Genomic DNA, 23,044 nt, shown 5'->3' with positions numbered 1-23,044 from the left:
ACACGCTTCGGCGCGCATTACAGTCACGCCTCCTGCCGGCTGCAACGCCGGTCGTTCCGACGTTATTCCAGAAATGCGCCACATGAATCGTTTGATGCGTTCCGGGGGCCGCCGTGTCGCGGCCGCGCTGTTCGTGCTCGGCCTTGCGCCGGTTTCCCATGCGGCCCAGCCGACGGTGCGCGTCGGCATCGACGCCGAGTCGTACCCGCCGTTCTTTTCGAAGGATGCCTCCGGCAAGTGGAAGGGCTGGGAAATCGACGTGCTCGAGGCCGCGTGCGGCAAGCTGAACGTGCGCTGCGAGCTTACCGACATTGCGTGGGACGGCCTGATTCCGGCGTTGCAGAATCGCAAGATCGACGTGATCTGGTCGTCGATGACGATCACCGGCGAGCGGCAGAAGGCCATCGATTTCAGCCGCGCGTATTACGAATCGCCGACCGTGTTCGTCGGCGCGAAAAGCGACCGGCGCCGCGTCGACTGCGCGGTTCCCGCGACCTTCAAGGGCCGCGTGATCGGCGTCGAGGCCGGCACCAACTTTTCGGCGTTCCTCGATGCCCGCTTCAAGCAGGATGCGCAGATCAAGGCGTTCGACAAGTTCGACAATGCGCTCGCGGATCTGGTGTCCGGTCGCGTCGACTACGTGCAGGAAGGCAAGGGGCTGTTTACGGCGTTCCTCGCGTCGCGCGACGGCAAGGACTTCGAGGTCAAGGCCACGTGCGCGGACAATCCAGTGTTGGGGCTCGGCATCGGCGCGGGTGTGCGGCACGGCGATGCGCTGCGCGGCAAGCTGTCGACCGCGATCGCGCAACTGCAGCAGGACGGCACGTGGGACGCGATCACCGCCCGCTATCCGAACCTGAAAGGCACGATCGAGAAGGGTCGCTGAGCGCATGGCCGGCGACGATTCGCTGCTCGCGTTGCTCGCATTCGGCGACGGCGGTTATGGCCGCGTGTTCGCGGGCGCGTTCGCGCTGACATTCGGCGTCGCGGCGGCATCGTTCTGCACCGGCGTGCTGCTCGGCATCGCCAGCGCGCTCGGCAAGCTGTCGCGATACGCGGCGCTCGTGTGGCTGGCGCGCCTCTACACGACGCTCGTGCGCGCGCTGCCCGAGCTGTTGTGCCTGCTGCTCGCGTTCTACGCGGTCGCACCGGCCATCGAGAACGCGCTGCGCGGCAGCGGCATCGTGTCCGGCGACTTCGCGTTCGACCCGTTCGTCGTCGCCGCACTGTCGCTCGGTTTCATCCAGGGTGCGTATCTCACCGACATCTTCCGCGCGGCGCTCGTCAACGTGCCGGTCGGTGAGATCGAAGCCGCGCACGCGTACGGGATGACGCCCTGGCAGACGTTCGCGCGCATCCGGTTCCCGGCCGCCGCGCGGCTCGCGCTGCCGGGCGTCGGCAACGTGTGGCTGAACGCGACCAAGGACGCGTCGTTCATCAGCGTGCTCGGCTCGTTCACGGATCTGCTGAAGGCGAGCCAGCTCGCGGCCGGTGCGACGCGGCACTACGTCTTCTTCTATCTGGTCACGGCCGCACTGTTCCTGCTGCTGAGCATCACGTCGGCCGGCCTCTTCGCGGCGCTCGAACGGCATGCGAACCGCGGCACGAGGCGCGCGACGACATGATCTTCTCGCTGCCTTTTCTGCTCGACACGGTGATGCCGAAGCTGCTCGCCGCAGTGCCGACGACGCTCGCGCTGACACTTGTGTCGGGCGCGGCCAGCGTGCTGCTGGGCGTGCCGCTCGCGCTCGCGGCCGGTGCACGCCATGCGCCGCTGCGCTGGTCCGCGCGCGGCTGGCTCATGCTGATCCGCGGCACGCCGCTGCTCGTTCAGCTCTATCTGCTGTACTACGGATTCGGGCAGATCGTTCCGCGCGAATGGATGCGCGACAGCTGGGCGTCGCCGCTGCTGCGCGACGCATTCTGGTACGCGATCGTCGCGTTGAGCGTGAACGAGAGCGCGTACGTCGCGACGATCCTGCGCGGCGCGATCGCCGGCGTGCCGGCCGGCGAGATCGAGGCCGGCCATGCCTACGGGATGACGCGCATGCAGGTGCTGCGCCGCATCGTCGGGCCGCGCGCATGGCGGCTTGCGCTGCCCGCGCTCACCGGCGAGGCGATCCTGCTGCTGAAATCGACCGTCCTCGCGTCGACCGTGACCGTGTTCGACGTGATGGGCACGGCCAATACGCTGCGCTTCGAGACGTTGCGCGTGTACGAACCGCTGGCCGGCGCGGCGATCGTCTATGTCGTGCTGGTCGCGCTGCTGACCATTCCCGCCGCCCGTCTCGAGAAGCGGATCAATCGCTACCTGACGCGCACGCCCGACGACCGGGTGTCCGCACCGCGCGGCCGCGCGTCGTCGGGCGCGTGGGCGGCACCCAACTGATTCCTGCCTTGGTACCGATTTCGACGATGTCCGATCCTCGCCCCTTGCTGTTTTCCCTGTACGAACAAGCCAGCGTCGGCTGCGGCGGCGCGCCGAGCCTGTGGACCCATCCCGCCGACGAACGGCTGCGCGCGAATACGCTCCCGTTCTGGTCGAACCTCGCGCGCACGGCCGAGCAGGCCGATCTCGACATGCTGTTCTTCGCGGACGTGCTCGGCCTGTACGACGTCTATGGCGGGTCGGCCGACGCCGCGGCCCAGTGGGCGGTCGAGGCGCCCGCGAACGATCCGATGATGCTGATTCCGGCGCTCGTCGCGCAGACCGAGCGGCTCGCGTTCGGCGTGACGGCGAGCACGACGTACGAGCATCCGTTCGCGCTCGCGCGCCGCTTCAGCACGCTCGATCATCTGAGCAACGGCCGGATCGGCTGGAACATCGTGACGTCCTACCTGACGAGCGCGGCGCGCAACTTCGGGCTCGACCGGATGATCGGCCATGACGAACGCTATGCGCGCGCCGAGGAGTTTCTCGACGTCGTCTACAAACTGTGGGAAGGGAGCTGGGCGGACGACGCGGTCGTCGCCGACAAGCGCGCGCCGTGCTATGCGCGTGGCGACCGCGTGCGGCCGATCGCGCATGAAGGCACGCATTACCGCGTGCAGGGGCCGCACGTCTGTGCGCCGTCGCCGCAGCGCTCGCCCGTACTGATCCAGGCCGGCTGGTCGGGGCGCGGGCGCGAGTTCGCGGCGAAGCACGCGGAAGTGGTGTTCGTCGCGAAGTCGAATCCACACGAGATTCGCGCGGGCCTCGACGAGATTCGCCGGCTCGCGGCCGAGCGCGGCCGCGCGGCGGACGACGTGAAGTCGCTGACGGTGCTGCGGATCGTGACCGCGCGCTCGTCGAGCGACGCAAAGGAGAAATATCACACGCTGCAGCAGCACTATCACCAGCACGCGCAACTCGTCAGCTATGCGGGCGACACCGGTATCGACATCGACCGCTATGCGGACGACGAACCGCTGACGACGCAGACGGAAGGGCTGACGTCCTACGTGGTGCGGCCGGATGGCAGCGGCAAGCCGCTCACCGCCGGCGACGTGCGGCGCAAGTTCGCGAGCGTCACGCGCGGCACCGACCTGATCCTCGTCGGCTCCCCCGACGAAGTCGCGGACCAGCTCGCCGAGCATGCACGGCAGTCGACGACGAGCGGCTACATGCTCAATCCGCTGATCAGCCCGGGCACGCTCGACGATTTCGCCGAACTGATCGTGCCGGAACTGAAAAAGCGCGGCCTGTACCGGACGTCGCCGGCGGGCGGCACGTTCCGTTCACGGCTGAGCGGACGCGACCGCCTGCCGGACACGGCTCATGGCGCGTCGTTCCGGTTTCCCGTGCCTGAAGCGGGCTGACCAGCCGATCGATACCGGGCGATCCTCAGCGGAGTTGCATGACATGACCGATGACGTACTATTCCTGCTGCAACCGCATCGTGCCGGCCGGAATCTTCCGGCATGAATCGCGCGACGAACGAAACCGTGGACCCGACGCGGCGCGAAGATCACCCCCCTCGATCGGCGTTGCCGCCCGTCCTGAGCGCCACGGGCATTGCGAAGCGTTTCGACGCGACCGTCGCACTGTCGGCGCTCGACCTGTCGATCGGCGCCGGCGAAGTCGTCGCGTTGATGGGCGCGAACGGCGCGGGCAAGTCGACCTTCGTCAAGATCCTGAGCGGTGCGCTGCACGCGGACGGCGGCACGCTGACGCTGCACGGCGAACCGTATCGGCCGGCGTCGCCGCACGCGGCCAAGCGGCTCGGTGTCGCGACCGTGCACCAGTCGGTAGTCGATGCGGTCGTGCCGACGCTGTCGATCGCCGACAACCTGCTGCTCGACCGGCTGTGCGATCCGGCGTCGCCGTGGCGCGTGCCGCCGGCAGCTCGCCGCGACGCGGCACGATCGCTCGCCGCGCGGGTCGGGCTCGACGTCGACCTGGCGGCGCCGCTCGCCGCGCTGTCGCTGGCCGACCAGCAACGTGTGACGCTGGCGCGTGCGCTGGCCGGGCAACCGTCGTTGCTGATTCTCGACGAGCCGACCGCGAGCCTGTCAGCGGCGGAGGCCGAGCGGCTGTTCGTGCTGGTGGACGCGTTGCGCCGCGACGGCGTCGCGATCCTGCTGGTATCGCATCGGCTCGGCGATTTGCGCCGCATCGCCGATCGCGCGGCGATCGTCCGCGACGGCCGGATCGTCGCCGATCTGGCCGCGCCGATCGATTTCGACGCCGCGGTGGAAACGATGATCGGGCGGCCGTTGCCGCGTGCGCGTGCAGCAGCGCCGGAGCGTGCCGGGCTGGTCGAATCCGCAGGCGTGGGCGGCTCAGGCTTCAGCGCGCGGCAGATCCGGCTGACGCCGACCGGCACGCCGTTCGACCTCGACGTCCGGCGCGGCGAGATCGTCGCGATCGCGGGCCCCGTCGGCGGCGGCAAATCGCGCTTCGCGCGGACGATCTTCGGCGCGGTGCGGGCGGCGGCCGGCGAGATGACGCTCGACGGCCGGCCGTGGCGGCCCCGTTCGCCGGCGGACGCGATTCGCGCCGGCGTATTCCTGGCCGGCGAGGACCGTTGGCGCACGTCGCTGTTCCCCGACAGCGTGCCGTTCGCGTCGATCGCGGGCACGATCGGCTTTCCGTTCCTGTCGCGCTGGTTCGCAAGCGGCACGGTGCGCCGAGCGCGCGAACGCACGGCCGCCGCGGCGGCGATCGCGCGGTTCGGCATTCGCTGCGAGGGGCCCGACGATCGCGTCGCGCACCTGTCCGGCGGCAACCAGCAGAAGGTCGTGCTCGCGCGCTGGCACGCCGAACCGGCGCGGCTGTTGCTGCTCGACGAGCCGTTCCAGGGCATTGATGCGGGCGCGCGCGCCGATATCGTCGATACGCTCCGGCGTCATGCGCATGAGCGCGCGACGATCGTGTTCGTCAGCGATCTCGAGGAAGCCGCCGAGATCGCCGATCGTATCGTGCGGTTCGATCGCGCGACGCTCGATTTCCAGCCTCCGACTTCTTCCATCGTGCGTGCCTGCTCATGAAACCCGTGACTTCTTCCGCTGACCGTCATGCCGCATCCGTCGAACGGTCGTCGCGCTCCGGGCCGGCGCGTATCCGCGATGCGCTCGAACGAACCGGCATCCTGCTCGTGCTGGCGATCCTCGTGGTCGTATTCGCACGCAAGGAGCCCGCGTTCCTGAACCTCGACAATCTGTTCAGCATCCTGCAGGCGGTGTCGATCGTCGCGTTGCTCGGCATCGGCGTGACGGTCACGCTCGCGGCCGGCGGTTTCGACCTGTCGGTCGGCAGCGTGGCCGCGACCGCGCAGATGGCCGCGAGCTACGTGCTGGTTGTCTGGCACGGCAGCGCGTGGGCTGCCGTGCTCGCCTGCGTCGTGCTTGGTGTGGCGGCCGGCTTGTTCAACGGCTTGCTGATCACGCGGCTGCGCGTGCCCGACCAGCTCGCGACGCTCGGCACGCTGTTCCTGCTGGCCGGCCTGCAGTTGATCCCGACCGGCGGCCGTTCGCTCGCGACCGGCTCCGTGCTGCCGGACGGCACTGACGCCACCGGCGTGTTCCCCGACGCGTTCCTCGCGCTCGGCCGCCTGCGCGTGTTCGACGCCGTACCGTTGCCGGTGCTGCTGCTGGCGGCCGTGACGGTGCTGGCCTGCATCACGATGGAAGCGACGCGCTGGGGCCGCGTGATCTACGCGATCGGCGGCAACGAAACGGCCGCCCGGCTGGCCGGTGCGCCCGCCGCGCGCTACCGTGTCGCCGCGTACGTCGTGTCGGGGGCGATCGCGTCACTGGGCGGTGTGCTGATCGCCGCGCGAGTGGGCCGCGGCGACGTCAGCGCGGGGCACTCGCTGCTGCTCGACGCGGTGGCCGCCGCGCTGATCGGTTATGCGGTGTGGGGCGCGAAGCGGCCCAACGTGTTCGGCACGGTCGTCGGCGCGGTGTTCGTCGGCGTGTTGCTCAACGGGCTGACGATGCTGAACGCTCCCTACTATATGCAGGACTTCATCAAGGGCGTGCTCCTCGTGCTCGCCCTGGCGTTTACGTTCGGCATCGGTCGCCGTACGGATGCCCGCGCGTGACGGGCAAGGTCGCCGAGACTCGGTTCCTGCGTCCAAGGGTTCGAAGCATCTTCAAGCTGGACTGTTTGTTATCCAAAGTAATATCGATTGCCGAATCGGTCGGTTTGAGTTCGCGTGCAGTGCTGATAGATTGAGCCGATATCGTCCTGTACGGAGACAGACACGCCATGCGCTCGTTGCTTCGCCGAAAGTCGCGCCTCGAACCGACACTCGCTGCACTCGTACTGGGCGCCGCGCTCGCGCTCGGTGTGCCCACCGCACACGCCGGCCCGCTCAAGGGCGCGCCGGCGCCGTTCGACAAGGGCGGCGTGAAGATCGCGCTCGTCAACTACCTGTCGACCGGCGATTTCTTCCAGGCCTACGAAGCGGGCGCGCAGAAGCAGGCACGCGCGCTCGGCGTCGATCTGCGCATCTACGAAGGCCGGCAGGATGCGGCCGAGCAGCGCGAGCAGATTCAGCAGGCGATCAGCATCGGCGTGTCCGCGATCATCGTCAATCACGGCTTGCCGGAATCGCTGAAGGACGTCGTTCAGCGTGCGCTCGACAAAGGCATCAAGGTCGTCGCGTTCGACGTCGATCTCGCCAATCCGAAGGTGCCGCAGATCGAGCAGAACGATCGCGACCTCGCGAACCTGCTGCTCGATCAGGCGGTGAAGGACAACGGCGACGCGTTCGCGGCAGGGTACGTGTACGTGGCCGGATTCGCGCCGCTCGACCGGCGCGATGCCGCGTGGCGCGATTTCAAGCGCGCGCACCCGCAGGTTCGGGAAAAGGCGCGCTGGGGCACCGTCGACAATCCGATCGCGCAGTCGGTCGCGAACCAGGCGGCGGCCGTGTATCGCGCGAATCCGGACATTCGCGTCGTGTTCGCGCCGTACGACGAATTCGCGCGCGGCGCGAAGCTCGCGGCCGACGAGGCCCGGCTGTCGTCGAAGCTGCGCATCTACAGCGCGGACGTGTCGACGGCCGACATCGAGGCCATCCGCGCGCCGAACAGTGCATGGGTCGCGACGGCCGCGACCAATCCGGCGGTCGTCGGCGCGGTGTCGGTGCGGGCCGCGGCGCTGCTGGTCGCCGGGCAAAACCCGGGCGCGCGCATCGCGGTCAAGCCGACGCTGATCACGCGCGACGATCTCGTGAAGAACGACATTCATACCGTGGCCGAACTCGGCGCGAAGTTCCCGGCGTTCCGCGCGAGCGACGCGGCGACGGCCGCGTGGATTCCGGCGATCGACTGATCGCTTCGGCGCGCGGCGAACCGATCCGTCGCGTGCGTGCCGCCTACCCATGACTTGACCATGACGACCCTGAACGACTATCTCGCGCAAAAGCGCGCTGCGTGGCACGCGAAGCAGCAGGCCGCTCGCAACGATCCCGATTTCAAGGCGACGCCGCTGAAGGCGACCGTGCGCGCGCTCGGCCGCAGCGGCGTGCGCGAGATCCGGATTCGCGATTTCCAGGTGATCAGCGACAGCCCGCCCGATTTCGCGGGCTACAACCTGGGGCCCGCATCGCCGGAACTGCAGCTTGGCGTGCTCGGCAGCTGCCTCACGCACATCACGTTGATCCAGGCCGCGGAGCGGGGCTTGAAGATCGACGCGATCGAAGTCGAAGTCACCGGCGACCAGCATCCGCTCGCGCAGCAGCCGGGGTTCGAACATGTGCCGGTATTCCCGCACAACATCCGCTATACGCTGGACATCGTGTCGCCGGAGCCGCCGGAAGCCATTCGTGCATTGCATCAGGCGGTCGAGGAGGTGTGCCCGATCTTCAACCTGCTAAGGCTGCCGCAGAACATCGACGGGGAATTGCGGCATACCGGCGCGTGATGCGCTGACGCATTGCTGCACGGCCAAGTTTGGAAATGAAATAGGCCTATTGTGATAAGAATACTTATCCCGATAGCCGTAATGCGAATGCATGACGTTGACGAATTCGCGCCACCACGCGCCCGAGGAGGGCCGTCACGACGCTAGTTGCCCGACTCCTTCGCCACGTCATGACGATAGGCGCGCGGCGAGCAGCCCACGATGCGTTTGAACGCATGGCCGAACGCGCTATCCGAGTCGTAGCCGAGCCGCTGCGCGATCGCCGAGATCGGCGCGTTCGACCGGCGCAGTTCGCGCATCGCCAGCTGGATCCGCCAGCGCAGCACGTATTCGAGCGGCCCGAACCCGAGCCGCCGCTTGAAATGCAGCGCGAACGTCGAACGCGACACGTGGCAGCACGCCGCCAGCGTGTCGACGGTCCAGCGTCGCTCGGGCGCGGCGTGAATCGCGGCCAGCGCCGCGCTGACGCGCGCATCCGCGAACCCGGCCAGCCACCCGACGTCGCCGTTCGCGCCGGCGTCCACATAGCGCCGCAGGATCTGCACCAGCATCATGTGGCCGAGATGCCGAACCATCAGCGACCCGCCCGGCGACGCCGCGCCGAATTCCCGTGCGAGCTGCTGCAGCGACCAGCGCAGCACCGCCGCCGGTTCGGAATCGCCGCTCACGACGACCACGGGCGGCAGGCTGCCGAGCAGCAGCGGCATCCCTTCCTCGTACGCGAAGCGGCCGCCGATCAGGAAGCAGTCGGCCGGTTCGCCGTAGTGGGCGATTCCGCGTTCGAGATGCCGGTACACGTCGGCGGCCGGCACCGGCGGGACCGACGGATCGCTCGCCAGCGAAAACGCCCGCGGCGCGGCGAGCAGGAAGCAGTCCCCGGTGCGCAGCCGGACGGGCGGCCCCGCACCGTCGACGGTCAGCCAGCAACTGCCTTCGACCACTGCGTTGAACTTGATCCCGTCGGGCGGCGGAATGTCGACCGCCCACGCGCCGCCGGCCCGCAGGCCGGTGAAAAACGAGTCGCGCGTTTCCAGCAGCGACAGCACTTCCGATAGCGGGTCCACGCGCAATCTCCGGACGATCTCGACAAAAAATCGGATTCTATTGCATTCACAGTCCGGATGTGCGGCCGGAGAATGATCTCGTGCGGTGACGCGGCCGACGGGCGGGCCGCGCGCATCGAGCATCATTCGAGGAGCTTTCAATGACGAGCAGGCAGCACCCCCTTCATTCCGGATTCGACGCGGGATCGACGGCAACCGACGTACTGGCCGGTCTCGACCTGCACGGCAAGACCGCCATCGTCACGGGCGGCCATTCGGGTCTCGGCCTCGAAACCACGCGGGCACTGGCGCAGGCCGGTGCGCACGTTGTCGTCGGCGCACGGAGCGCCGCGGCCGCGCGCGAAGCGACGCGCGGCATCGCCGGCGTGGAGATCGCGACGCTCGATCTCGCGGACCCCGCGAGCGTGGCCGCATTCGCCGCGCGGTTCGTCGACGCGCGTCGCGACGTGCATGTCGTCATCAACAGCGCGGGCATCATGGCGTGCCCCGAGACCCGCGTCGGCGACGGTCGGGAAGCGCAGATGGCCGTCAATCACCTCGGTCACTACGCGCTCGTCAACCGGCTGTGGCCGGCGCTCGCGCACGGCGACGGCGCGCGCGTGGTCGCGGTGTCGTCGCTCGGGCACCGGCTGTCGCCGATCCGCTGGGACGATATCGATTTCGCGCGCGGTTACGACAAATGGCTCGCGTACGGGCAGTCGAAAACCGCCAACGCGTTGTTCGCGGTGCAGCTCGACGGGCTCGGCGCGCCGTTCGGGGTTCGCGCGTATTCGCTGCATCCGGGCAAGATCGCGACGCCGCTGCAGCGTCATCTGACGCGCGCGGAAATGATGGCGCAGGGCTGGGTCGACGAGCACGGCGTGCCGATCGATCCGACCTTCAAGACGCCTGCGCAGGGCGCGGCAACCCAGGTATGGGCGGCGACGTCGCCGCGCATTGCCGATCTCGGCGGCGTCTATTGCGAGGATTGCGACGTCGCGACGGTGACGCGCGGTAACGAGGAATCGGGCGTGCGGCCGCATGCGATCGATCCGGAGGACGCGGCGCGGCTGTGGGCGTGGTCCGCCGCGGCGACGGGCGTCGATGCCTTTGCCGTGCGCCGCTGACGCCCACGCATTCGCCGGGCCGGGCCGGGCGCCGCGCGGGTACCGGCGGCGGTTCGATACTCGCGCGCGGCAGTCTATCCGCGCGGCTGCCGCAGCGCGCGCCCCATTTCCGCGATCGGCATCGCGACGATCGAATTCAGCAACCGCATTTCCCCGGCGTCCGGATGCGCGATCTTTCGCACTTCATCGAGCGTCTGCTCGACGTGACGATCGAGCGGTTCGAGAAAGCGCTGCAGTTCGCTGGCGGCCGCTTTCTCCCTGAGCCCGAGCGCCTGACCGAACGCGACCAGTGCATCCACGCCGATATCGGCGAACCGCGTCGCATTCCCGAGCGGCATCGTCAACTCGCAGTGCGGCCAGTGATCGCCGCGATGGTCGGGCCGGTGCGTCGGCGTGTGATACACGACCGTGCTGACGATGTCGTAGAACGGCGCGAGCCGGTAGCCGCGCGCGTCGACGAAGAACGACAGGTTCTTCAGGTGCGCGTCGGCATTGCCGACCACCACGTTGAACACGGTCCAGCGGAACACCGACAGACGCGTGAGCGCACGCGTGCTGGTGCGGTCGATCGCGCGGGCCAGTTCCTGTGCATTCGCCCGCTGATACTTGAAACCGCGGTCGTAGTTGAGCAGTTGCATCGCGTCGATCGTATGCACGCGCCCGGCCGGTTCGGACGCGACGTCGCGGTCGAACCGGTCGATCACGTAGCAGGCGGACGGTGCGCGCAGGAAATGCACGTCGGGCACGTCGAGCCCCATCTTCTTCGCGAGCCGCATGCAGAAGAACTCGTTGATCGCCGAATGCGGATAGCCGGCCGCGCGCATGTCGGGTTTGAGCAGGTGCATCGACGGTTCGCTGCCGACCGGCTCGAACAGCGCGTAGTCGGGCGCGTCGCCGCGCAGCACCAGCAGCAGCTTCTGCTGCGCGCCGGCCGCCGACATGCGCTTCGGCGCGGTGGCCGTCAGCGCGCGCTCGGGCATCGCCTGGATCCGGCGCTCGAGCTCGTCGAGCGGCAGCGGCTGCAGGCCGCCGGGCGTTTCCTGCTCGCCGTCGGCCAGCAGCGTCAGCGCGCCGGCCGATTCGCGGCCGAAGTACGCGAGCAGGCCCCACGCGTCGGCGGCATCGACCTTCGCCTCGCGCGCGAGCGACGTGCGCATGCCTTCCTCGGGCAGCAGGTTGTCGAAGAACCACTGGACCGGGCGATCGGTCGACGTGTCGGTGAACACGTCTGCGCGCAGCGCAAACGCCGGCGACAGCGGATACGCGGCCGGCGACGCGAGCCACTGCGGGGCGTACGCGAACGACCAGATCCCCTTGTCGTCGGTCAGCGTGCCCATGCGCACGCCGTTCGCGGACGCGATCAGCGTTCTAGCCGCCATAGCTGCTCCTGCGGCGTTGCGCGGCCTTCAGCGCGGTGGCTTCGGAGATCTCGATCGACGACTCCGCGTACAGCCGCACGCCGAGCTCGCTCAGCAGCAGCATGACCTTGCCGATTTGCGCGGTCGGTTTGCCGGCTTCCACCTGGCTGATGAATTTCGGCGACAGCCCGGTCGCGTTCGCGAGTTCGTCCCGCGTGAATCCCTGCTGGATTCGCGCCGCGCGAATGAAGTGGGCGAGCGCGCCGATCGTGTCGACGGATTGGGACTCCGACATGACGTTCTCCGTGCTTCGTATCTGATCGGGAACAGTATTGCATAACTCGCCGGGTTGGGCAGCAGTTCGTATTCGCACGGGAACGAACGAATGATCCTGACGGCTCGGATGCCATTTCGCTCCCAATCGGGAACGAAATATCGAAAAAAGTGGCATTGGGACAGTATTCGTATCCGATCGGATGCGAAGAGAAGGGACGTGGGCGCCTTCGCATGCGCGTTCGACCGGCCACGCCGGATCGTGCGCCCGGCGGATGGCTGCGGGGGCCGTCGGCTTGCCGCGGTCCCGTGCGCGCAGTGGCGACGCGCGATCGTTCCGCGAAGAACGTCCGGACACCGTAGCCGCGGCGGCAAGGTGTGCGCAGCACGCGCCTTTCTACAATTTCCTCCGACGTACTACACGCGCCGCCCCCTCTGGAAAGCAGGCCCAATCCTTGCGCCGCGCTGGCGTCGTCGGCGGCGTTCGCGCCCCGACGCACGACGATTTGCATGGGAGGGCGCATGGAACCGATGCCGGTCGTACTGCAGTGGCACGACGTTCTGGTCAGGATCGCGCTGGCGCTCGTCGCGGGCGGGCTGATCGGCGTCGATCGCAGCGAATCCGGCAAGACGGCCGGCCTGCGCACGACGATCCTCGTCTGCCTCGCCGCGTGCCTGTCGATGCTACAGGTCAATGCGCTGCTGCTGCAGGCGGGCAAACCGGAGGGCGCGTTCTCGGTGCTCGACCTGATGCGGCTGCCGCTCGGCATCCTGACCGGGATGGGCTTCATCGGCGGCGGCGCGATTCTTCATCGCGACGGCCTGGTGTCAGGCGTCACCACGGCCGCGACGTTGTGGTTCGTGACGGTCATCGGGCTGTGCATCGGCGGCGGCCAGTTGTCGCTCGGTGCGGTCGGGCTCGTCCTCGCGCTGCTGGTCGTGTGGCCGCTGCGGTTCGTCGAGCAGCGCTTGCGGCGCGTCAGGACCGCGCTCATCACGGTCGAGTATCCGGTGGGCTCGGCTGCGCGCGAACAACTGGCCGCGAAGCTGCGCGACGCGGGATTCACGTGCAGGACAAAAAGCTTTTGCGAAACGGCCGCACGCGCGGTGCGAGAAGAGGAACTGTTCGTGCAGTGGCGCGAAGCGACCGGCGCCGACGTGATGCTGAAGCAACTGATGCGGATCGTCGAGTCGGCCGGCCTGACGTCGGTCCGTTGCTCGACGGAGAACTGACGCGCGCGGCCGCCGGAACGCGCGATGCTCGTGCAGCAGGCCGCCGTGGGCGGTTTATCAAGGAGCGAAACATGACACGTGTATCGGAAGTGATGACACGCGACGCCGCGACCGTCGGTCCGACGCAGAGCCTGCGCGAGGCGGCCAAACTGATGAGCGACCTCAACGTCGGCGCGCTGCCCGTCTGCGACGGAACGCGGCTGATCGGCATGCTGACGGACCGGGACATCGTGGTGCGCGCGGTGTCGATGGGCGTGCCGCCGAACGAGTCGATCGAGGGCGTCGTCAGCGGGCCCGCGAACTGGTGTTACGAGGACGACGACATTTCGGCGGTGCAAAAGAAGATGGAAGACGCGCAGATTCGCCGCGTGCCGGTGGTCGACCGGCAGAAGCGGCTGGTCGGCATCGTCGCGCTGGGCGATCTGGCGACCGCCGCGGACGGCGCGATGTCGTCGACGCTCGGCGCGGTATCGGCGCCGTCGCGCCCGGATCGGTGATCGCCATCGCAGACAAGGAGAACGACATGAACGAAGACAGGGAAACGCAGATCCGCGAGCGTGCGTACCGGCTGTGGCAGGCGGACGGCGCGCCCGACGGCCGGGCCGACGAATACTGGCAGCGGGCCGAGCAGCAACTCGATGCCGAGGGCGGCAGCGCGGACGGGAGCGGCAAGCAGGCGGCGGACTGGCCGGTCGATCAGTCCGCGAAGCGCCGCATTCCGGGTGAGCCGCTGCAGGACGTCGACGCGGTGCCGACCGGCGAGGTCGCGCACGAAAGGCGACGCACGCGGTGAAGCCCGGGTAATCGCGAGCCGGAAGGAGGACGAAGATGACGGCGCACGCAGGAGAGAAAGCGGAAAAAACCGGTGACTTTCGATGCGAGAAATGCCACCGGTCGACGCACGTGCAGGCGGGACACCCGATTCCGAAATGCCCGCACTGCGGCAACGGCACGTACGGCGAGCGTACGCGTGAACCGGGCAACAAGTAGCCAGGGCGCGCGGCTCGCGCGCGTCGCATCGTACGGCGCCCACTGCGCGATGGAGCAGCCACGCACAATGCGGCGATGCGATCGGCTAACCGTCCTCGCCCACTTCGGTCGGGTCCGGCAAGTCGGGTAGATCGTCGTGGCGCCCGTCGTCGGGCTCCGGCGGTGGAATGTCCGGCGTGTCGGTCATATCGTCGTCGTTCGGTGTCGCGTTTGTCGCGTGCGTCGCGCTCATGATCGTCGTCCTCGGTGTCGAAAGGGCGCCGGCGCGCAGCCGGCATGTTGTTTCCGAGCATCGCGCGTGCCGCGTTGCGTTTTCGCATCGGCGCTGCCACGCGCGTTGTGGAGGCTGCGCCGGATGATGCGCCACTTGTAATTTCTTTAGCGGATTCATTCGCTCGCGGTGCGACGGGGCGCGACGAGGCAGCCCGACGACGGCATGTCGCTTGCTGGAAGCGTTGTGGGCCGCCGCACCACCCATCGCGGCGCGGTGCGGCGCAACGTATTCAGCATCCGCACAGGGAGAAATTCATGACCCGTGACAGTGAACGACAGGACAGCGCGTCGCCCGACGCGGCACGCGAGGCCGCCGACGTACCGAACCGGCGCAACCCGACACCCGGCGGCGAATCGACCGCGCGCCCCGGCCATGCGCCCGGCGGCGGCGAACTCGACACGATTCCGGACGATCAGGCGCGCAAGGTCGTGCCCGACGATCCGCGACAGACCGAGGTACGCGATCCGGCCGGCAAGCCGTGGCCCGACGAGCACGACGCGCCCGACGATTCGGGCAACCGGCCGAGGCCGCTGTAGCGCGCGCGTCGGCCGAATCGTCGCGCCCGGTTCCATACCGCCAACCACGCACCGGAGTCCACCATGTCATCAGACGAAGTTTCCGAATCCCGTCGCAAATGGGTGCAGGGCACGACGGCCGGACTGGTCGCCAGCGTCGCCCTGCCGACGATCGCGCAGACCGGCGGCGGCCCGCCCGACGCCGGCGATACGGCGCCGCGCGATCCGCGCACGCTCTATCCGCATGCGCCGTTTCCGCAGCAGCACCAGCCGTGGCCGGGCCTCGCGGGCCGCATGACGCCTCGCCCCGATCACGGCGAGCACAGCTATCGCGGTAGCGGCCGGCTCGACGGCCGCAAGGCGCTGATCACCGGCGGCGACTCGGGCATCGGCCGCGCGGTCGCGATCGCCTGTGCACGAGAAGGCGCGGACGTCGCGATCGTCTATCTGCCCGACGAAGAGCCCGATGCGCGCGAAGTCGTGGACATCATCCGCAGCGCGGGACGCAAGGCGGTGCCGCTGCCGGTCGACATCCGCAGCGAAGGCGCGTGCAACGGGCTCGTCGAGCGGGCGGTGGCCGCGCTCGGCGGGCTAGACATCCTCGTGAACAACGCGGCCCGCCAGCAGAGCCACGAATCGATCCTCGACATCAGCACCGAGCAGTTCGACTGGACGCTGCGCACCAATCTTTATGCGATGTTCTGGATCACGCGGGCCGCCATTGCGCACATGCCGGCCGGTTCGGCGATCGTCAACACGACGTCGGTCAATGCGTACGACCCGTCCGCGAACCTGCTGGACTACGCGATGACGAAAGCGGCGATCGCGAATTTCACGAAGGGGCTCGCGAAGCAGATGATCCAGCGCGGCATCCGCGTCAACGGCGTCGCGCCGGGGCCGTTCTGGACGCCGCTGCAGGTCAGCGGCGGACAGACGACGCACAACGTCGAGAAATTCGGCGAGCAGGTGCCGATGGGGCGGCCGGGACAACCGGCCGAGATCGCGTCGATCTATGTCGAGCTGCTTTCGTCGCGCGCGAGCTACGTGACCGGGCAGATCTATGGGGCGTCGGGCGGGGCGGGGCAGCCATAGTTGGCTGCGCGGTGCGCGGTGCGGAGTGCGGGGTGCCGCGGCAGGATGCGGGCGGAACCTCCATGGCCACCAGTCGGACGATTCCACGCCCAATCGGTGCCGTATGCGCGAGCAGCGATCTTTATCACCGCAGCAGATAAACGTATCCGAATCGCTTCGTTGACGCACGCCGGCACGGCCTCGTAGATTCGCGTTTTGACCGAATCAGGGCCGTGCCGTGACGACTCCCACCCTCCGCGACGCCGCAACGCTTTCCGCCGGGCATCCCGCCCTGCGGCCGGCCGGCGCGGCGCAGCATTTCGACATCGTGCCGTTCGACGCGCCGCTCGGCGCCGAGGTGATCGGCCTCGACCTGTCGCAACCGCTCGACGCCGACGATTTCGCGCGCATCCATCGCGCCCACCTCGATCACCACGTACTGGTGTTTCGCGACCAGCGCATCACGCCGGACGAGCACATCGCGTTCAGCCGCCGCTTCGGCCCGCTGCAGATCCACGTGCTGCACCAGTTCGCGCTGGCCGGCCATCCGGAAGTGCTGATCGTGTCGAACATCGTCGAGAACGGCAAGCCGGTCGGGCTCGGCGACGCCGGCCATTTCTGGCACTCCGACCTGTCGTACAAGGAAAAACCGAGCCTCGGCTCGCTGCTGCACGCGCAGGAACTGCCGGCGGAAGGCGGCGACACGTTGTTCGCGAACATGCATCTCGCATGGGACACGCTGCCGGCCCATCTGCGCCGCGCGGTCGAGGGGCGGCGCGCCGAGCATACGTATCTCGCGCGCTACGCGGAATTGCAGGCGCGCAGCCCGTGGCGGCCGAACCTGTCGCCCGAACAGATCGCGCAGGTCGCGGCGGTCGTGCATCCGGTCGTGCGCACGCATCCGGAAACCGGCCGCAAGGCGCTGTTCGTCAGCGAGCATTTCACGACGCGCATCGTCGGGCTGCCCGACGACGAAAGCCGCGCGCTGCTCGACGAACTGTTCGCGCACAGCGTGCGCGCCGAGCACCTGTATCGGCACGCGTGGCGCGACCACGATCTGGTGTTCTGGGACAACCGTTCGCTGATGCATCTCGCCGCCGGCACGCCCGACCACCTGCGCCGCAAGCTGTACCGCACGACGATCGAAGGCGACGCGCCTTTCTGAGCCGCGCGCCGCGTCATTCATTTCCGCCTCATCCCGACCGGAGTTCCGATGTCGTTTTCGTTATTGCCGGCGCGTCGCGCGCTGGCGGCCACGCTCACCGCCGCGCTCGCTTTCGCGGGCGCACTTATCCCGCAAGCCGCGCACGCGGAAGGCCGCATTCGCATCGCCGAGCAGTTCGGCGTCGTCTACCTGATGCTGAACGTCGCGCGCGACCAGCAACTGATCGAGAAGGAAGGGCGCAAGGCCGGCCTCGACATCAAGGTCGACTGGGTGCGGCTGTCGGGCGGCGCGGCCGTGAACGACGCGCTGCTGTCCGGCGCGGTCGACGTCGCAGGCGCGGGCGTCGGCCCGCTGTTGACCGTGTGGGACCGCACGCGCGGCCGGCAGAACGTGAAGGGCGTCGCGTCGCTCGGCAATTTTCCGTACTACCTCGTGAGCAGCAACCCGAACGTGAAGACGATCGCCGATCTGAGCGCGAAGGACCGCATCGCGGTGCCGGCGGTCGGCGTGTCGGTGCAGTCGCGCGTGCTGCAGTACGCGGCCGCGAAGCAGTGGGGCGACAAGCAGTTCGACAAGCTCGACGCGCTCACGCAGGCGATTCCGCATCCGGACGCGACGGCCGCGATTCTCGCGAACAGCAACGTGATCACCGGCCACTTCGGCAATCCGCCGTTCCAGGAGCAGGAACTCGCCGGCAACCCGAACGCGCACATCGTGCTGAATTCGTATGACGTGCTCGGCGGCCCGAGCTCCGCGACGGTGCTGTACGCGACCCAGAAATTCCGCGACGACAACCCGAAGACCTATCGCGCGTTCGTCGCCGCGCTCGCCGACGCCGCCCGGCAGATCGCGGCCGACCCCGAGCGCGCGGCCGATACCTATATTCGCGTGAACGGATCGAAGATCGATCGCGCGCTGCTGCTGAAGATCCTGCGCAATCCGCAGGTGCAGTTCAAGACCGCGCCGCAGAACACGCTGCCGCTCGCGCAGTTCATGCATCGTACCGGCGCGATCCGTAACGAACCGAAGTCGTGGCGCGACTATTTCTTCGACGATCCGGCGACGGCGGGCGGCAGCTGAGCAGCGCCGATGTTCGGACGCCGCGATCGACGCTTATGCGTCGGTGCGGTTTCGATATGCGCAATCGATGGTTGGTCCGCACGACGCCCGGCCGTATGTTGATGGTTTTCCCGCAAGAGATTCGATCGTGAACGCCACTTCTCCCCGAACCTGGTTGCCGCCGTATGCGGCACGTGGCGGCGCGTCGCCGGCCGTGGCCGATACGCGTGCCGACGATCGCCCGGCCGCGAACGCCGCGCAGGCCGGCACGCACAGCGAACGTCTGCTGGCGATCGACCGGGTCAGCCTCGAATACCGCAGCGGTGCGCGGATCGTTCGCGCGACGCATCAGGTGAGCTTCGACGTGTACGGCAGCGACCGCTTCGTGCTGCTCGGCCCTTCGGGCTGCGGTAAGTCGACGCTGCTGAAGGCGATCGCCGGCTTCATCGAGCCCGTCGCGGGTTCGATCGCGCTCGACGGCCGGCCGGTACGCGGGCCGGGGCCCGACCGCATCGTCGTGTTCCAGGAATTCGATCAGTTGCCGCCGTGGAAGACGGTCGTCGAGAACGTCGCGTTTCCGTTGCGCGCCGCCGCGAAGCTGTCGCGCGCCGAAGCACGCGAGCGCGCGCTGCACTATCTCGACAAGGTCGGCCTCGGCACGTTTGCCGACGCCTATCCGCATACGCTGTCGGGCGGCATGAAACAGCGCGTCGCGATTGCGCGGGCGCTGGCGATGCAGCCGCGCGTGCTGCTGATGGACGAGCCGTTCGCCGCGCTCGATGCACTCACGCGCCGCAAGATGCAGGAGGAACTGCTGCGGCTGTGGGATGAATTCCGCTTCACGCTGCTGTTCGTCACGCACTCGATCGAGGAGGCGCTCGTGGTCGGCAACCGGATTCTGCTGCTGTCGCCGCATCCGGGCCGCGTGCGCGCGGAGCTCAACAGTCACGAGCATTCGCTCGACAACGTCGATACCGGCGACTTCCGCGACAACGTCGCACGCATCCATCGCCTGCTGTTCGACACCGACGCACCGCACGTACCGGATGCACCGACGACGGAGGACGCCGCATCATGAGTACGATCGATCCGGCCGTGCCGCCGCTGCCGCCCGTGCGCGCCGAATACACGCGCCCGCTCGACACGCTGCCCGACGCCGCGCGCGCGGCGCCGGCGCCGCTGCTGCGCCGCATCGCCGGTGCCGCATGGTTTCGCCGCAGCGTCATCGCGCTCGTACTGATCGCCGCATGGGAGATCGTCGCGCGCATCGTCGCGAACGATCTGCTCGTGCCGACCTTCGGCGCGACGCTGGCCGCGTTCGTGCAGGGCGTCGAGTCGGGCGAACTGCTCGTGAAGACCGGCATCTCGATGTCGGTGCTGCTGCGCGGCTATGCGCTGGGCGTGCTGCTGGCGTTCGCGCTGACGTCGCTCGCGGTATCGACGCGCATCGGCCGCGATCTGCTGACGATGCTCACGTCGATGTTCAATCCGCTGCCGTCGATCGCGTTGCTGCCGATCGCGCTGCTGTGGTTCGGGCTCGGCACCGGCAGCCTGCTGTTCGTGCTCGTGCACGCGGTGCTGTGGCCGCTCGCGCTGAGCATCTATACCGGCTTCGTCGGCGTGCCCGCCACGCTCAAAATGGCCGGGCGCAACTACGGGCTCACGGGTCTGCGCCAGATCGCGCTGATCCTCGTGCCGGCCGCGCTGCCGTCGATCCTGTCGGGGCTGCGCGTCGGCTGGGCCTTCGCGTGGCGCACGCTGATCGCCGCCGAGCTCGTGTTCGGCGCGAGTGCGGGGCAGGGCGGCCTCGGCTGGTACATCTTCCAGAACCGCAACGAGCTGTATACGGATCGCGTGTTCGCGGGCCTCGCGGCCGTCATCGTGATCGGGCTGCTGGTCGAGAACCTCGTGTTCGATACGCTCGAGCGCGTGACCGTGCGGCGCTGGGGCATTCAGCACTGATGCGTCCGGTTTGCGATCAATCCCGGCGCATGCATAACGTAAGCTGAAATCGGCTTTTCGCGGGCTGCGGGTGCGTCCCTATACTGGCGGATACCGTGTCGCGCGCTGCCGCGACGCTTCCCGATCTCCCCGAACAAGGACCTGCCGAATGACTGCCCGTGATGCCGTCGATCCGCGCGACGCATTGCGCGACGCGCTTGCCGCGCTGCCCGATCTCGCGACCGCGATCGGCCGGGACGCCGCGCAACGCGAGGCGCGTCGCGAACTGCCGTTCGAAGGCTTCGCGATCTTCCGGCGCTCGGCGCTGGGCGCGCTGCGGATTCCGGTCGAGCGCGGCGGCCTCGGCGGCACGCTGGTCGACCTGTTCGAGTCGATCGCGACGCTGGCGGCTGCCGATTCCAATCTCGCGCATGCGCTGCGCATCCACTACGACCAGACCGAGACGCTGCGGCTGTCGCCGCGTACGGCGTTCAACGACGTGCAACTCGAGCGTGTGCTCAGTGGCGCGATCTTCGGCGGCGCGTCGACCGAGCGCGGCACGTCGCGCCCGGGCGAGAACACGACCGTGCTGCGCCGCGACGGCGACCACTACCGCGTCACGGGCTGCAAATACTATTCGACGGGCACCGCGTTTGCCGATTTCGCGCGCATCAACGTGGAGAACGAGCAGGGCGACGCGCTCGCGGTGATCATTCCCGTCGCGCGCGACGGCCTCCAGGTGCTCGACGACTGGGACGGGATGGGCCAGCGCATGACCGCGAGCGGCAGCCTGTTGCTGAACGACGTGCAGGTGTTCGCGGACGAAGTGGCCCCGCGGGACGGATCGACGCTCGTCGGCCGTCATTGCGGCGCGCTGCGGCAGCTTCATCTCGTCGCGACGGGCGCCGGCATCGTGCGCAACGTGGTGGCCGATGCGCGCCGCTACGTGCTCGCGCACGGCCGGCCCGCGCTGCACAGCCCCGCGCCGACCGCGCGCGACGATCATTTCATCCAGCAGATCGTCGGCGAGCTGTCCGCGCATAGTCACGCGATCGACGCGCTCGTACGAGAAAACGCACGTGCGCTCGACCGCTCCGCCGACGCGATCGAAGCAGGCGCCGCCGATGCAGATGCGCTCGTGCTCGACAGCGCACTCGCGACCGCGCGCACGCAACTGATCGTCAGCAAGCTCGCGCTGCATGCGGCCGAGCGGCTGTTCGAAGTGGGCGGCGCATCAGCGACGGCGCGCGAGCACAACTTCGATCGCCACTGGCGCAACCTGCGCACGATCTTCAGCCACAACCCGTTGCTGCACAAGGCGCGCGTGATCGGCGATTACGCATTGAACGGCGTGACGACGCACCTGACCGAAGGGCGCGTGTTCTGACGACGACCGCCGGCTGCTGCTGCGCCGTCGTCAGCGCCGCAAGCCGGCTTCGCGCAGCAGCGGCAGCACGCGCTCGCCGAAGAAGTCGAGATCGGGCTTGAAGTCGTAGAAACTCAACTGGATACCGTCGATACCCGCGCGGTGCAGCCGTACGATGGTATCGGCGACTTCTTCCGGCGAGCCGGTGATCGAGATGTTGCCGCCGATCGCGCGCGCGGCGGCTTGCGCCCGCTGCTCGAACCCACCGCGCCACGCATGCGCATCGCTGTCGAAGCGGTGGAAGCTGCCTTCGTCCGCATGCGCGACGATTGCGTCGCGGTACGCGCGCGCTTCGGTCGCGGTCTCGCGGCAGATCACGAGCGGATTGAGCAACGTGCGGATCGTGCGGCCGTGCGCGGCGGCGGCCGCCTTCACGCGTGCGGTATGCGCGGGCAGCGCGTCAATCGCGCGTTCGGCGTCGGGGCCGGCCGGGCTCGTGACGAACACGATGTCCGAGTAGCGCGCGGCGAACGCGATGCCGGCGTCCGAACCCGTCGCGTTGATCAGCAGCGGCCGGCCGTAGCGCGGCTTCGGCGTCACGAATGCGCCGCCCAGCCGCCAGCTCGACAGTTCGGGCGTGTAGCTGAAATTATCCGGTTGCGCCCACAACTGCTGGACCGCGTCGAGGAATTCCGCGGCCATCTCGTAGCGCCGGTCGTGTTCGATCCGGTTCCAGCCGAACATCTCGTGTTCGATCGCGCGGTGGCCGGTCACCACGTTGATGCCCCAGCGCCCGCGCGAGATGTGGTCGAGCGTCGCGGTGAACTTCGCGAAATGCAGCGGATGCCACGGCCCGTAGAGCACGTGGCTCGTCGCGACGAGGATGATCCGCTCGGTGCGCGCGGTCAGCGCGGCCAGCGTCATGAACGAGTCGAGCGCGTGGCCGTCGAACACGCCGCCGTAGCCGCCTTTCGGCAACCACTGCGACAGCGCGAACACGAGATCGAAGCCGAGCGCTTCGGCGCGGGCCACGAGATCGGCGTTGTAGTCGAACGTCCAGTCGGTCGAGCGCGGCAGCGTCGATGCGCTCCATCCGCCGGCCTGGATCGGCAGGAACAGCCCGAGCATCAGCGGCTGCGCGAGCGTGCGCGACACGGGGCTGTCGGGGAAATCCGCCGGCGAACGAACGTCGACGAACGGCGACGGCGCGAGCGGGGCGGTGACGGAGGGATCGCTCATCACGGGGTCCTTGCTGAAAGGGGTGACGCACTGCGCG

At 68.5% G+C, this 23,044-nt stretch carries 25 protein-coding genes; 20 read left to right on the top strand and 5 right to left on the bottom strand.

From position 1 onward, the window contains the following. Nucleotides 1–82: 82 nt before the first annotated feature. The 8 genes from HWX55_RS07670 to HWX55_RS07635 all read left to right on the top strand — a co-directional run bounded on the left by HWX55_RS07670 (nt 83) and on the right by HWX55_RS07635 (nt 8,353). The gene (locus HWX55_RS07670; protein ID WP_050017817.1) at nt 83–886 is read left to right on the top strand and encodes a transporter substrate-binding domain-containing protein; all 804 of its coding nucleotides are present in this window, start codon (nt 83–85) and stop codon (nt 884–886) included. 4 nt (nt 887–890) lie between these two features. Continuing rightward, nucleotides 891–1,625 carry an ABC transporter permease subunit gene (locus HWX55_RS07665; RefSeq protein ID WP_175975156.1) on the top strand — a complete coding sequence of 245 codons (735 nt, stop codon included), beginning with the start codon at nt 891–893 and terminating at the stop codon, nt 1,623–1,625. Then, entirely contained in the window at nt 1,622–2,389 is a 768-nt protein-coding gene (locus HWX55_RS07660; RefSeq protein WP_175975155.1) for an ABC transporter permease subunit, read from the top strand. Before HWX55_RS07665 ends, HWX55_RS07660 begins: the two co-directional genes overlap by 4 nt. A 26-nt stretch (nt 2,390–2,415) precedes the next feature. After that, nucleotides 2,416–3,798, top strand: a complete 1,383-nt coding sequence (locus tag HWX55_RS07655) for an LLM class flavin-dependent oxidoreductase (RefSeq protein ID WP_175975154.1) — start codon at nt 2,416–2,418, stop codon at nt 3,796–3,798. Between the two features lie 102 nt (nt 3,799–3,900). Continuing rightward, nucleotides 3,901–5,469, top strand: a complete 1,569-nt coding sequence (locus tag HWX55_RS07650) for a sugar ABC transporter ATP-binding protein (protein ID WP_175975153.1) — start codon at nt 3,901–3,903, stop codon at nt 5,467–5,469. Beyond that, nucleotides 5,466–6,524, top strand: a complete 1,059-nt coding sequence (locus tag HWX55_RS07645) for an ABC transporter permease (RefSeq protein WP_175975152.1) — start codon at nt 5,466–5,468, stop codon at nt 6,522–6,524. Before HWX55_RS07650 ends, HWX55_RS07645 begins: the two co-directional genes overlap by 4 nt. A gap of 167 nt (nt 6,525–6,691) precedes the next feature. Further along, a complete protein-coding gene (locus HWX55_RS07640; RefSeq protein ID WP_175975151.1) occupies nt 6,692–7,762 on the top strand; it encodes a substrate-binding domain-containing protein in 1,071 nt (356 codons plus the stop codon). A 60-nt stretch (nt 7,763–7,822) separates the two neighbouring features. Then, nucleotides 7,823–8,353: an OsmC family protein gene (locus tag HWX55_RS07635; protein ID WP_175975150.1), complete on the top strand. Its 531-nt coding sequence runs from the start codon at nt 7,823–7,825 to the stop codon at nt 8,351–8,353. A gap of 143 nt (nt 8,354–8,496) precedes the next feature. Here the strand turns inward: HWX55_RS07635 and HWX55_RS07630 are convergent, their stop codons facing one another. Further along, nucleotides 8,497–9,417 carry an AraC family transcriptional regulator gene (locus HWX55_RS07630; RefSeq protein WP_175975149.1) on the bottom strand — a complete coding sequence of 307 codons (921 nt, stop codon included), beginning with the start codon at nt 9,415–9,417 and terminating at the stop codon, nt 8,497–8,499. A gap of 140 nt (nt 9,418–9,557) precedes the next feature. Between HWX55_RS07630 and HWX55_RS07625 the strand changes: the two genes are divergently transcribed. Then, on the top strand, nt 9,558–10,523 hold the full coding sequence (locus HWX55_RS07625) for an SDR family NAD(P)-dependent oxidoreductase (RefSeq protein ID WP_175975148.1): 966 nt from the start codon (nt 9,558–9,560) through the stop codon (nt 10,521–10,523). 74 nt (nt 10,524–10,597) lie between these two features. Here the strand turns inward: HWX55_RS07625 and HWX55_RS07620 are convergent, their stop codons facing one another. Then, a complete protein-coding gene (locus HWX55_RS07620) occupies nt 10,598–11,902 on the bottom strand; it encodes a HipA domain-containing protein (RefSeq protein WP_175975147.1) in 1,305 nt (434 codons plus the stop codon). Beyond that, nucleotides 11,892–12,176 carry a helix-turn-helix transcriptional regulator gene (locus tag HWX55_RS07615; protein ID WP_050017827.1) on the bottom strand — a complete coding sequence of 95 codons (285 nt, stop codon included), beginning with the start codon at nt 12,174–12,176 and terminating at the stop codon, nt 11,892–11,894. The genes HWX55_RS07620 and HWX55_RS07615 overlap by 11 nt, the downstream gene beginning before the upstream one ends. 500 nt (nt 12,177–12,676) lie before the next feature. Here HWX55_RS07615 and HWX55_RS07610 point away from each other — a divergent pair, with 500 nt between their 5' ends. The 4 genes from HWX55_RS07610 to HWX55_RS07595 all read left to right on the top strand — a co-directional run bounded on the left by HWX55_RS07610 (nt 12,677) and on the right by HWX55_RS07595 (nt 14,377). Next, nucleotides 12,677–13,387 (top strand): MgtC/SapB family protein, encoded by a 711-nt coding sequence (locus HWX55_RS07610; protein ID WP_050017828.1) that lies wholly within the window; start codon nt 12,677–12,679, stop codon nt 13,385–13,387. 71 nt (nt 13,388–13,458) lie between these two features. After that, nucleotides 13,459–13,884, top strand: coding sequence for a CBS domain-containing protein (locus HWX55_RS07605; RefSeq protein ID WP_050017829.1), 426 nt, complete (start codon nt 13,459–13,461; stop codon nt 13,882–13,884). Between the two features lie 26 nt (nt 13,885–13,910). Further along, complete coding sequence (locus HWX55_RS07600; protein ID WP_175975146.1) at nt 13,911–14,180, top strand: DUF2934 domain-containing protein; 270 nt, start codon at nt 13,911–13,913, stop codon at nt 14,178–14,180. Nucleotides 14,181–14,215: 35 nt separating this feature from the next. Then, nucleotides 14,216–14,377: an alpha helical protein gene (locus HWX55_RS07595; protein ID WP_069616909.1), complete on the top strand. Its 162-nt coding sequence runs from the start codon at nt 14,216–14,218 to the stop codon at nt 14,375–14,377. A gap of 85 nt (nt 14,378–14,462) precedes the next feature. Here HWX55_RS07595 and HWX55_RS07590 read toward each other — a convergent pair whose 3' ends face one another. Beyond that, a complete protein-coding gene (locus HWX55_RS07590) occupies nt 14,463–14,609 on the bottom strand; it encodes a hypothetical protein (RefSeq protein WP_162838132.1) in 147 nt (48 codons plus the stop codon). A gap of 296 nt (nt 14,610–14,905) precedes the next feature. Here HWX55_RS07590 and HWX55_RS07585 point away from each other — a divergent pair, with 296 nt between their 5' ends. The 7 genes from HWX55_RS07585 to HWX55_RS07555 all read left to right on the top strand — a co-directional run bounded on the left by HWX55_RS07585 (nt 14,906) and on the right by HWX55_RS07555 (nt 21,789). Continuing rightward, nucleotides 14,906–15,187, top strand: a complete 282-nt coding sequence (locus HWX55_RS07585) for a hypothetical protein (protein WP_175975144.1) — start codon at nt 14,906–14,908, stop codon at nt 15,185–15,187. 63 nt (nt 15,188–15,250) lie between these two features. Then, nucleotides 15,251–16,258 carry an SDR family oxidoreductase gene (locus HWX55_RS07580; RefSeq protein ID WP_175975142.1) on the top strand — a complete coding sequence of 336 codons (1,008 nt, stop codon included), beginning with the start codon at nt 15,251–15,253 and terminating at the stop codon, nt 16,256–16,258. Between the two features lie 217 nt (nt 16,259–16,475). Further along, entirely contained in the window at nt 16,476–17,402 is a 927-nt protein-coding gene (locus HWX55_RS07575; protein WP_175975140.1) for a TauD/TfdA family dioxygenase, read from the top strand. Between the two features lie 48 nt (nt 17,403–17,450). After that, nucleotides 17,451–18,482, top strand: a complete 1,032-nt coding sequence (locus HWX55_RS07570; protein ID WP_175975138.1) for an ABC transporter substrate-binding protein — start codon at nt 17,451–17,453, stop codon at nt 18,480–18,482. 67 nt (nt 18,483–18,549) lie between these two features. Continuing rightward, nucleotides 18,550–19,539, top strand: coding sequence for an ABC transporter ATP-binding protein (locus HWX55_RS07565; RefSeq protein WP_175975136.1), 990 nt, complete (start codon nt 18,550–18,552; stop codon nt 19,537–19,539). Continuing rightward, on the top strand, nt 19,536–20,423 hold the full coding sequence (locus HWX55_RS07560) for an ABC transporter permease (RefSeq protein ID WP_175975134.1): 888 nt from the start codon (nt 19,536–19,538) through the stop codon (nt 20,421–20,423). The genes HWX55_RS07565 and HWX55_RS07560 overlap by 4 nt, the downstream gene beginning before the upstream one ends. Nucleotides 20,424–20,571: 148 nt before the next feature. Continuing rightward, nucleotides 20,572–21,789, top strand: coding sequence for an acyl-CoA dehydrogenase family protein (locus HWX55_RS07555; protein WP_175975132.1), 1,218 nt, complete (start codon nt 20,572–20,574; stop codon nt 21,787–21,789). 30 nt (nt 21,790–21,819) lie between these two features. On the opposite strand, the gene HWX55_RS07550 is transcribed toward HWX55_RS07555, so the two are convergent. Next, nucleotides 21,820–23,007 (bottom strand): LLM class flavin-dependent oxidoreductase, encoded by a 1,188-nt coding sequence (locus HWX55_RS07550; RefSeq protein WP_175975130.1) that lies wholly within the window; start codon nt 23,005–23,007, stop codon nt 21,820–21,822. Between the last annotated feature and the right edge of the window lie 37 nt (nt 23,008–23,044).

Origin of the sequence: Burkholderia sp. BCC1047, assembly GCF_902833155.1 — a bacterium.
GTDB classification, from domain to species: domain Bacteria; phylum Pseudomonadota; class Gammaproteobacteria; order Burkholderiales; family Burkholderiaceae; genus Burkholderia; species Burkholderia sola.
Note: the sequence above shows the minus strand (reverse complement) of the source record. Positions and strands in the feature narration are given on the sequence as shown.